Origin of the sequence: Kineococcus glutinatus (assembly GCF_039542765.1) — a bacterium.
GTDB lineage: Bacteria > Actinomycetota > Actinomycetes > Actinomycetales > Kineococcaceae > Kineococcus_A > Kineococcus_A glutinatus.
This window is the reverse complement of sequence record NZ_BAABIL010000250.1, coordinates 1-9504: the sequence shown is the minus strand read 5'-3', so window position 1 is coordinate 9504 and position 9504 is coordinate 1. Positions and strand designations below refer to the sequence as shown.

9 protein-coding genes are annotated in these 9504 nt (G+C 74.3%); 5 read left to right on the top strand and 4 right to left on the bottom strand.

The features are described from left to right. Window positions 1–438: RDD family protein (locus tag ABEB16_RS10390; protein ID WP_425560158.1), on the top strand; the 438-nt coding region annotated here is incomplete at its 5' end. Window positions 439–499: 61 nt separating this feature from the next. Here the strand turns inward: ABEB16_RS10390 and ABEB16_RS10385 are convergent. The 4 genes from ABEB16_RS10385 to ABEB16_RS10370 form a co-directional block, all read right to left on the bottom strand. Next, window positions 500–1267, bottom strand: coding sequence for a DUF4191 domain-containing protein (locus ABEB16_RS10385; protein ID WP_345712179.1), 768 nt, complete (start codon window positions 1265–1267; stop codon window positions 500–502). A 91-nt stretch (window positions 1268–1358) separates the two neighbouring features. After that, window positions 1359–2372, bottom strand: a complete 1014-nt coding sequence (lipA, locus tag ABEB16_RS10380; protein ID WP_345712178.1) for a lipoyl synthase — start codon at window positions 2370–2372, stop codon at window positions 1359–1361. A 70-nt stretch (window positions 2373–2442) separates the two neighbouring features. Next, window positions 2443–3942: a mannitol dehydrogenase family protein gene (locus ABEB16_RS10375; RefSeq protein WP_345712177.1), complete on the bottom strand. Its 1500-nt coding sequence runs from the start codon at window positions 3940–3942 to the stop codon at window positions 2443–2445. After that, entirely contained in the window at window positions 3939–4967 is a 1029-nt protein-coding gene (locus ABEB16_RS10370; protein ID WP_345712176.1) for a sugar-binding transcriptional regulator, read from the bottom strand. Before ABEB16_RS10370 ends, ABEB16_RS10375 begins: the two co-directional genes overlap by 4 nt. 211 nt (window positions 4968–5178) lie before the next feature. Between ABEB16_RS10370 and ABEB16_RS10365 the strand changes: the two genes are divergently transcribed. The 4 genes from ABEB16_RS10365 (at window position 5179) to ABEB16_RS10350 (ending at window position 9443) form a co-directional block, all read left to right on the top strand. After that, complete coding sequence (locus tag ABEB16_RS10365; RefSeq protein WP_345712175.1) at window positions 5179–6540, top strand: ABC transporter substrate-binding protein; 1362 nt, start codon at window positions 5179–5181, stop codon at window positions 6538–6540. Between the two features lie 69 nt (window positions 6541–6609). Beyond that, window positions 6610–7581, top strand: a complete 972-nt coding sequence (locus ABEB16_RS10360; RefSeq protein WP_345712174.1) for a carbohydrate ABC transporter permease — start codon at window positions 6610–6612, stop codon at window positions 7579–7581. Beyond that, entirely contained in the window at window positions 7578–8459 is an 882-nt protein-coding gene (locus ABEB16_RS10355; RefSeq protein ID WP_345712173.1) for a carbohydrate ABC transporter permease, read from the top strand. Before ABEB16_RS10360 ends, ABEB16_RS10355 begins: the two co-directional genes overlap by 4 nt. Before the next feature lie 45 nt (window positions 8460–8504). After that, entirely contained in the window at window positions 8505–9443 is a 939-nt protein-coding gene (locus tag ABEB16_RS10350) for an LLM class F420-dependent oxidoreductase (protein ID WP_345712172.1), read from the top strand. Window positions 9444–9504 lie beyond the last annotated feature (61 nt).

Here is a 9504-nt window from a genome sequence, read left to right as displayed (position 1 = left end):
GCCCCGCCCCGCCCCGCCCCGGAGCCGCCGGACGACGCCCGCCCGCCCGGTGAGCGCCTGGGCCTGCCGGCCGCCGGCCCCGGCTCGGTGGCCGGCTGGGGGCGGCGCGTGCTCGGCATCGCCGTGGACTGGGCGCTGGCCTCGCTCGTCGCGAACGCCTTCCTCGGCGAGGTCCTCGGCCGCCAGGCCGGGCCGCTGGTCGTCTTCGCCGTCGTGCACCTCGTCCTCGTCGGGACGACGGGCTTCACGCCGGGGCACCTGGTCGCCGGCGTCGTGGTGCGCGGCATCGACCCCGCCGGACGGCTCGGCGCCGTGGGGGTGCTGCGCTCGGCGGTGCGCGCGGTGCTGCTCTGCCTCGTCATCCCCGCCGTCGTCTACGACGGCGACCGGCGCGGCCTGCACGACCGCGCCGCCGGCACCGTGGTGCTGCGCCGCTGAGGGCGGGCACCACGGCGCCGGCGGCGCGGGGAGGAAGGGGGCGTCGGGGTCGGTGGGCCGCTCAGCGGCCGCGGGCCGCCTTGCGGTCGGGGCGCGCCCGCATCGGGTCGATGCCCTTGGGCAGGGGCGGGCGCACGCCGCCCAGGGCGCGCAGCCGCTTGCCGACGTGGGCGACCTCCTGGTTGGTCAGCTTCGGCCGCAGCTTCGTGACCTTGCGGTTGAGCGAGCGCAGCGGCACCTGCCCCTCGCCGTCGCCGGCGTAGAAGGTGTGGATCTCGACGTTGGGCACCAGGCGGGCCGTCTTGCGCTGCTCGTCCTCCACGAGGCGGCGCACCCGCTCCCGCGGCCCCTCCGCGACGAGCACGACACCCGGGCGGCCGATGGCGCGGAACACCATGTCCTGGGTGCGCGGGTTGATCGCCACCGGCTGCTGGTCGACGTTCCAGCCGCGGCGCAGCGTGCTGAGCGCGGCGCCCGCCGCCCCCGGCCGCCCGACGATCTGGGAGAACGCCGCCCGCTCTGCCCGGCGGGCCAGCACGATCGTGGCGGCGAGCACGCCCAGGAGCAGCCCGATGAGCGGGAAGTAGATCCAGTGCCCGCTGAGGACGCCGGTGACGACGCCGACCGCGACCGGCACCAGCAGGGCGAGCAGCAGCCACCAGCGGCTGGCCGGGTCCGCCGTCGTCGTCATCCGGTAGACGGCGCGGATCTGCTTGAGGCGGCCCTGCTTGCCGGCCCCGCCCGGCTTGGCGGCCTTGGAGGCCCCGCGACCCCTGCGGGGCTTGGCGGGTGCCGGGGCGGCGTCGGGGGAGGGCTTCGAGCGGGCCATGGCGCCAGGATACGGCGGCGGTGGACCGCGCCGGCGCGGTCCCCCGCCGCCACCCGGTGGGGGTGGGCGTCGGCCGGGGTGGGCGCCCGGGTCAGCTGCGCTGCAGCCGGGCGAGCAGGCTGGAGGCCTCCTGGCTGGCGGGCGACTCCCGGTCCAGGTGCGCGAGCTCCGCGGGCACCTGGCGGCCTCGGCGGCGCATCGCCTGCGCCCACAGCCGCCCCGCGCGGTAGGAGGAGCGCACCAGCGGCCCGGACATCACGCCGGCGAAGCCGATGCGCTCGGCCTCCGCGGCCAGCTCGACGAAGACCTCCGGCTTCACCCAGCGCTCCACCGGGTGGTGGCGGGGGGTGGGGCGCAGGTACTGGGTGATGGTGACGATGTCGCAGCCGGCCTCGTGCAGGTCGCGCAGCGCGGCCACGACCTCCTCGTCGGTCTCGCCCATGCCCAGGATGAGGTTGGACTTGGTGACCAGCCCGGCGTCGCGGCCCTGTGTGATCACGTCGAGGGAGCGCTCGTACCGGAAGGCGGGGCGGATCCGCTTGAAGATCCGCGGCACCGTCTCGACGTTGTGCGCGAAGACCTCCGGGGCGGCGTCGAAGACCTGCCCCAGCAGGGCCGGGTTCCCCGAGAAGTCCGGCACGAGGATCTCCACGCCGGTGCCCGGGTTGAGCGCGTGCACCTGCCGGATCGTCTCGGCGTACAGCCAGGCGCCCTCGTCGGGCAGGTCGTCGCGCGCGACGCCCGTGATCGTGGCGTAGCGCAGCCCCATCGTGGCGATGCTCTCGGCCACCCGGCGCGGCTCGTCGGTGTCCAGCGGCGACGGCTTGCCGGTGTCGATCTGGCAGAAGTCGCAGCGGCGGGTGCACTCGCTGCCACCGATGAGGAAGGTGGCCTCGCGGTCCTCCCAGCACTCGTAGATGTTGGGGCAGCCGGCCTCCTCGCACACCGTGTGCAGGCCTTCGCGCTTCACGAGGCCCTTGAGCTCGGTGTAGTCCGGCCCGGTGCGCGCCCTCGTGCGGATCCACGACGGCTTGCGCTCGATGGGCGTCTCGGCGTTGCGGGCCTCCACGCGCAGCAGCCTGCGTCCCTCCGGTGCGATCGTCACCGGCTCAGGGTACGTCGCCGTCCGGGCGCCGCCGGGGGCCGCCCGGGCGGCGACGGGGGCCGGGCGGGCGTCAGCGGGCCACCCCCTCCCGCCGCAGCTGCGCCACGAGCTCCTCCAGCGTGGCGCGGGCACCGCGGGCGTGCAGCGACCCCAGCGCCCGCAGGTAGGGACCGGTGAAGGCGGGGGAGTCGACGAGGTCGCCGAACAGCTCCCGGTCGGCGAGGAACGCGAGGGGTTCCTCCCGCTGGCGCAGCGCTGCGGCCCGCAGCCGCTCGCGCAGCCGGTCCACCACCTCGATCGGCTCGCCGGCCTCGTCGACCCCCTCGGCGTAGCGGGCCCAGGAGGCCACCACCGCGGCGGAGCGGCGCAGCTCCCCGCCGGTGGCCAGCTGGTGGCGCACCACCGGCAGCAGCCACTTGGGGATGCGGTCGGAGCTCTCCGCGCACAGCCGGGCGACGGTGTCGCGGACCCCGGCGTTGGAGAAGCGCCGGATCAGCTCCTCCTGGTAGCCGGCCAGGTCGATCCCCGGCACCGGCGCCAGGGTCGGCTCGCCCTCCTCGCGCATGTACCCCAGCAGGAACTCCGCGAACAGCGGCTCCTGGCACACCTCGTGCACGAGCCGGTGGCCGGCGAGGTGGCCGAAGTAGCACAGCGCCTGGTGGCTGGCGTTGAGCAGCCGCAGCTTCATCAGCTCGTAGGGACCGACGTCGGCGACCACCTGCACGCCCGCCTCCTCCAGGGGCGGGCGGCCCGCGCCGAAGCCGTCCTCCAGCACCCACTGGGTGAACGGCTCGCACACCACCGGCCACGCGTCCTCCACCCCGAAGCGGCGGGCCAGCTCCGCGCGGTCCTCCTCGGTCGTCTGCGGGGTGATGCGGTCCACCATCGAGTTCGGGAAGCGCACCTCCCGCTCCACCCAGGCGCCCAGCTCGGCGTCGAGGGCGGTGGCGAAGGCCGTGAACGCCCGGTGGGCCACCTCGCCGTTGCCCTGGACGTTGTCGCAGGACATCACCGTGAACGGCGGCACGCCGCGCTCCCGGCGCAGCGCGAGGGCGGCGGTGACGAGGCCGAACGTGGTGCGCGGCACCGCCCCGGGCTCCAGGTCGGCGGCCACGTCGGGGTTCGACAGGTCGAACCCGCCGGTCACGGCGTGGATGTTGTAGCCGCCCTCGGTCACGGTGAGGGAGACGATCCGCACCGCCTCCTCGGCCATCCGCTCCACGACCGCGGCCGGGTCGTCCGGGGCGAGCAGGTACTCCACGAGCGAGCCGACGACGCGCGGCTCCCACGTGCCGTCGGGGTGCTTGAGCACGAGGGTGTAGAGGCCGTCCTGGGCGCGCAGCGCGTCGCGCATCCGGGCGTCGGAGGGCAGCACGCCGACACCGCAGATCCCCCAGTCCCGGGCCAGGCCGCGCTCCAGGAGGCGGTCGACGTACATCGCCTGGTGCGCGCGGTGGAAGCCGCCCACGCCGAGGTGGACGATCCCCACCCGCACGCCGGCGCGGTCGTAGGTGGGGACGGGCAGGCGCTCGGCGAGCGCGGGCAGCGCCTCGGCGCTGAGGTGCGTCACGGGGACCTCCGGGGTCGGGACGGGCGGGCTGCCGGGCGGCGCGCGGCACGGGGGGCGGGCTCGGGCAGGTCGAGGACCTGCCGGGCGTGGGTGGTGTGCGTGACGAGGGTGGAGACGACGCCGCTGCGCAGCGCCGCGGCCGTGCCCAGCGCGCGCCCGAGGCCGGAGGCCATCGCGATGACGTCGGGGGTGCGCCGCAGCTGCTCCACGGTGACGCCGACCACCCGGTCCGCCAGGTCGGGCAGGGCGGTGCCGTCGACGCCGAACAGCAGGCCGGTCAGCTCCGCGCACGCGCCGGCCGCGGTCAGCGCGTCGCGGTCGGCGGGGGACAGGGAGTCGTAGGCGGTGGACTCCCCGGCGGCCCAGTAGCCGATGGAGACCACGGCGCGGGTGAGCGAGTCGTGCTCGGCGAGGGCCTCGGCGATGCCGCTCTGCGAGCGCAGCCCCTCGGCGGTGGCCGCGTCCGGCACGGCCAGCGGGGCGTAGAAGGTGACCGCGGAGCTGCCGGTGGCCTCGGCGATGCGGTGCACCACGTCGACGGCGCTCTCGCGGACGTCGGGGCGCGGCAGCGCGCCGCTGAGCTGGACGCAGCGGCAGTGCAGCGGGGCCCGCACGCCGGCGGAGAGCACGGAGATCGTGCGGCCCCAGGCGAGGCCCACCACGTCCTCCGGTGTCACCACCTCCTCCAGCAGCCCCGCGGTGAACCGGGCCACCGCCCGCCGCCCGCCGTCGACGCCGTCCTCCTCGGGCACCACGACGAAGGCGCTGCGCAGGCCGAAGCGGGCCCGCAGCTCCTCCGACATCTCCCCGTCGAGGGAGGCGGGCGGGTGGATCTCGATGCGGACCAGGCCGTGGTCCACGGCGGTGGACAGCAGCCGCGCCACCTTGAAGCGGCTCACGCCGAGCTGGCGGGCGATCTCCACCTTCGTCATGCCCTCGACGTGGAAGCGCCGGGCGACGGTGGCGGCCAGCGCCAGGGTGCTGACCGAACCCGGTGCGCCGGCGCGCGCTGGCGTCCGCGCCACGTCGCCCCCTTCCGTCGGCAGGACCCGCGGTGCCGCTGCCGCCCGTCGCGCCGACGCGCGGCGCACGTGGTTGACAACCCGCGGCGGCAGCGGTGGACGTGTGCTCACGTGAGAGTAGCCCGCTCAGATGAGCGGAGCAATGGCGGAACCGCCGGTTCACCCGGCACCGACCGCACGACCCACCTGTCGACGCAGACACCGGGAGGGCACCATGGCCCGACGCCACCGACCGTCGCGCGCGGCGCTCGCCGCGGCCCTCGCCTGCGGCCTCGCGCTCACCGCCTGCGCGGGCGCCGGCGGGCGGACCGCAGCCGGTGGCAGCGGCGACAGCATCGACGTGCTCATGGTGAACAACCCGCAGATGGTCGACCTGCAGGAGCTCACCGCCGAGCACTTCACCGCCGAGACCGGCATCACCGTCAACTACACGGTGCTGCCCGAGAACGACGTCCGGGACAAGATCAGCCAGGAGTTCTCCAGCCAGGCCGGGCAGTACGACGTGGCGAGCATCTCCAACTACGAGGTGCCCTTCTACTCCGAGAACGGCTGGCTGGCGCCCCTCGACGGCTACATCGAGGCCGACCCCGACTTCGACCAGGACGACGTCCTCCCGCCCATCGCCAGCGGCCTGCGCGGCGCCGACGGCGCGGTCTACGCCGAGCCGTTCTACGGGGAGTCCTCCTTCCTCATGTACCGCGCGGACGTGTTCGAGCAGGCAGGCCTGACGGTGCCCGAGAAACCCACCTGGCAGCAGGTCGCCGACCTCGCCGCCCGCGTCGACGGCGCCCAGCCGGGCATGAAGGGGATCTGCCTGCGCGGCCAGCCCGGCTGGGGACAGCTCTTCGCCCCGCTCACCACCGTGGTCAACACCTTCGGCGGCACCTGGTTCGACGCCGACTGGAACGCGCGGGTCGACGCACCCGAGTTCACCGAGGCCACCGAGTTCTACGTCGACCTCGTCCGCGCCCACGGCGAGGCCGGCGCCCCGCAGGCCGGGTTCACCGAGTGCCTCAACGCCATGACACAGGGCGGCGTCGCGATGTGGTACGACGCGACGTCCGCCGCCGGCTCCCTGGAGGCCGAGGGATCCCCCGTCGCGGGGAAGATCGGCTACGCGCAGGCGCCCGTCGTGGAGACGGACTCCTCCGGCTGGATCTACTCCTGGGCCTGGGGCGTGCAGCAGGCCAGCGAGAAGAAGGACGACGCCTGGGAGTTCATCTCCTGGGCCTCCAGCAAGGAGTACGAGGAACTCGTCGGCGAGGAGCTGGGCTGGCCCCGCGTCCCGGCCGGCAAGCGGGCCTCGACCTACGCCAACCCCGACTACCAGGCCTCGGCCGGCCCCTTCTACCAGGCCACCCAGGAGGCCATCAGCTCCGCCGACCCGGAGAACCCCGGCGTGCAGCCGCGCCCGGCGCCCGGGATCCAGTTCGTCGGCATCCCCGAGTTCACCGACCTGGGGACGAAGGTCTCCCAGCTGGTCAGCTCCGCCATCGCCGGGCGCGAGAGCGTCGAGGACGCCCTCGACGTGGGCCAGCAGCTCGCAGAGCGCGTCGGTGAGCGCTACCAGGAGTGAACCGGCGGTGAGCCGGTCCAGAACCCGGGGCGGCACGCCCCCGCGACCGCCCGTGGAGGGACGACAGCCATGACCACCGGTACCTCCGCCCCCCGCGGAACCGCGACCCCGGAACGCCTGGAGGTCCGGACCGACCGCGGTTCCGCCCGGCGCACCGCGGACTGGGCCCGCCGCGCGCCCCTGCTGCCCGCGCTGGTCTTCACCATCGTCGTGACCCAGCTGCCGTTCGTCGTGACGCTCGTCGTCTCGTTCATGAGCTGGAACCCGCTCGCCCCCGACGAGCGCGGGTTCGCCGGGATCGACAACTACGTGCAGGTCTTCACCGACCCCTTCCTCCTCGACGCCGTCGTCAACACCCTGGTGATGACGGTCACCGTCGTCCTCGTCAGCCTCGTGCTGGGCCTGGGCATCGCCCTGCTGCTGGACCGGAGGTTCCCCGGGCGGGGCGCGGTGCGCACCATGATGATCGCGCCGTTCCTCGTCGTGCCGATCGCTGCGGCGCTGCTGTGGAAGCACGCCCTGTTCAACCCGTCCTACGGCCTCCTCAACGGCCTGCTCACCAGCACCTGGAGGTTGTTCGGCTCCGACTCACCGCCGCAGCCGGACTGGATCTCCAGCGCCCCGAGGATCGCCATCGAGGCCGCGCTGGTCTGGCAGTGGACGCCGTTCATGATGCTCATCCTGCTGGCCGGGCTGCAGAGCCGGGCGCTCGACGTCGTCGAGGCCGCCCGCATGGACGGGGCGAACTCCTGGCAGATCTTCCGCCACCTGACGCTGCCGCACCTGCGGCAGTACCTCGAGCTCGGCGGCCTGCTCGGGTCCATCTACATCGTGCAGAACTTCGACGCCGTCTACACCATCACCGCCGGCGGCCTCGGCAGCGCGAACCTGCCGTACACGATCTACCAGACGTTCTTCCAGGCCCACGAGTACGGGATCGCCTCGGCGATGGGCGTCGTCACCGTCATCGCCACCATCATCATCGCGACCTTCGCCCTGCGGGTCGTGTCGTCGATGTTCACCGAGGAGACCGCGCGATGAGCACCCCGACCACCACGCCGCGCGCCACCGCCCCCACCGGCCGCGCCGAGCGCAGGGCCCGCGCCGTCTCCGGGCGCTCCTCCCCGCTGTGGGGGGTCCTCGCCTGGGCCGTCGGCCTGCTGTTCGCGGCCCCCGTGCTCTGGATGGTCCTCACCTCCCTGCACGCGGAGACCGACGCGGCCACGAACCCGCCCGCGTTCGCGGCCTCGCTCACCCTGGACGGCTACCGCACCTTCTTCGCCTCCGACCCCGCAGCACCCCTCATCAACTCCGCGACCGCCTCCGTCGTCTCCACCGTGCTCGTGCTGCTGCTGGCCATCCCGGCGGCCTACGCCCTGTCGATCCGGCCGGTGCGCAAGTGGACCGACGTCATGTTCTTCTTCCTGTCCACGAAGTTCCTGCCCGTCGTCGCCGGCCTGCTGCCGCTGTACCTGTTCGCCCTGCACACCCGCACGCTGGACAACGTCTGGCTCCTCGTCGTGCTCTACACCGCCATGAACCTGCCCATCGCGGTGTGGATGATGCGCTCCTTCCTGGCGGAGGTCCCCGTGGAGATGCTGGAGGCCGCCGCCATCGACGGCGCCGGCCTCACCACCACGCTGGGCCGGATCGTCGCGCCGGTCGCGGTGCCCGGCATCGCCGCCACCGCGCTCATCTGCTTCATCTTCAGCTGGAACGAGCTGCTGCTGGCCCGGACGCTCACCGCCACCGTCGCCGGCACCTCGCCGGTGTTCCTGACGAGCTTCCTCACCAGCCAGGGCCTGTTCCTCGCCCAGCTGTGCGCCGCCGCCACCGTCGTCTCGCTGCCCGTCCTCGTCGCCGGGTTCGCGGCGCAGGACAAGCTCGTGCAGGGCCTCTCCCTCGGTGCGGTCAAGTGAGCACCCGCTGAGTCCGGTGCGCCGATCGGCGGCAGGATGGGCCGCATGGATCTGCGCATCTTCACCGAGCCCCAGCAGGGCGCCACCTACGACGACCTGCTGCGGCTCGCCGTCGCTGCGGAGGACGCCGGCTACGACGCGTTCTTCCGCTCCGACCACTACCTCGTCATGGGGGAGTCCACCGGCCCCGAGGCCGGGCTGCCCGGCCCGACCGACGCCTGGACCACCCTGGCCGGGCTCGCCCGCGACACCACCCGCATCCGCCTCGGCACCCTCGTCACCTCCGCGACCTTCCGCCACCCCGGCGTGCTGGCCATCCAGGTCGCGCAGGTCGACCAGATGTCCGGCGGCCGCGTCGAGCTCGGTCTGGGCGCCGGCTGGTACGAGGCCGAGCACACCGCCTACGGCATCCCGTTCCCGGGCATGCGGGAGCGCTTCGACCGGTTCGGGGAGAAGCTGGCCGTCATCACGGGCCTGTGGTCCACGCCGGTGGGCGAGACGTTCGACCACCACGGCGAGCACTTCCAGCTCAAGGACTCCCCGGCGCTGCCCAAGCCGGAGCAGCGCCGGGTGCCGATCATCATCGGCGGCACGGGCAAGAAGCGGACCCCCGAGCTCACCGCGCGCTACGCCACCGAGTTCAACGTGCCGTTCCAGCCCGTGGACGCCGCCCGTGCCCAGTTCGGCCGGGTCCGGGAGGCCTGCGCCGCCGCCGGCCGCGACGCGGACGAGCTCACGTACTCCGCCGCCCTCGTGCTGTGCTGCGGGCAGGACGAGGCCGAGGTCGCCCGCCGCGCCGCCGCCATCGGGCGCGCGCCCGCCGAGCTGCGCGAGAACGGCCTGGCGGGCACCCCCGACGAGGTCGTCGCGAAGATCGGCGCCTACGCCGAGGCCGGCGTCACCCGCTTCTACCTGCAGGTCCTCGACATCGGCGACCTCGAGCACGTCGTGGCCGTCGCCGCCCGGGTCGCGCCCCAGCTCTGAGCACCTCGTCCGACGGGGACGTCCCGCGGGCGGCACACCGCGTGCCGCCCGCGGGACGTCC

Excerpts from the sequence above, each read along its gene's own strand:
- ABEB16_RS10350 (WP_345712172.1), top strand. The coding sequence starts at position 8,505 with ATGGATCTGCGCATCTTCACCGAGCCCCAGCAGGGCGCCACCTACGAC.
- ABEB16_RS10385 (WP_345712179.1), bottom strand. The coding sequence starts at position 1,267 with ATGGCCCGCTCGAAGCCCTCCCCCGACGCCGCCCCGGCACCCGCCAAG.
- ABEB16_RS10355 (WP_345712173.1), top strand. The coding sequence starts at position 7,578 with ATGAGCACCCCGACCACCACGCCGCGCGCCACCGCCCCCACCGGCCGC.
- ABEB16_RS10360 (WP_345712174.1), top strand. The coding sequence starts at position 6,610 with ATGACCACCGGTACCTCCGCCCCCCGCGGAACCGCGACCCCGGAACGC.
- ABEB16_RS10365 (WP_345712175.1), top strand. The coding sequence starts at position 5,179 with ATGGCCCGACGCCACCGACCGTCGCGCGCGGCGCTCGCCGCGGCCCTC.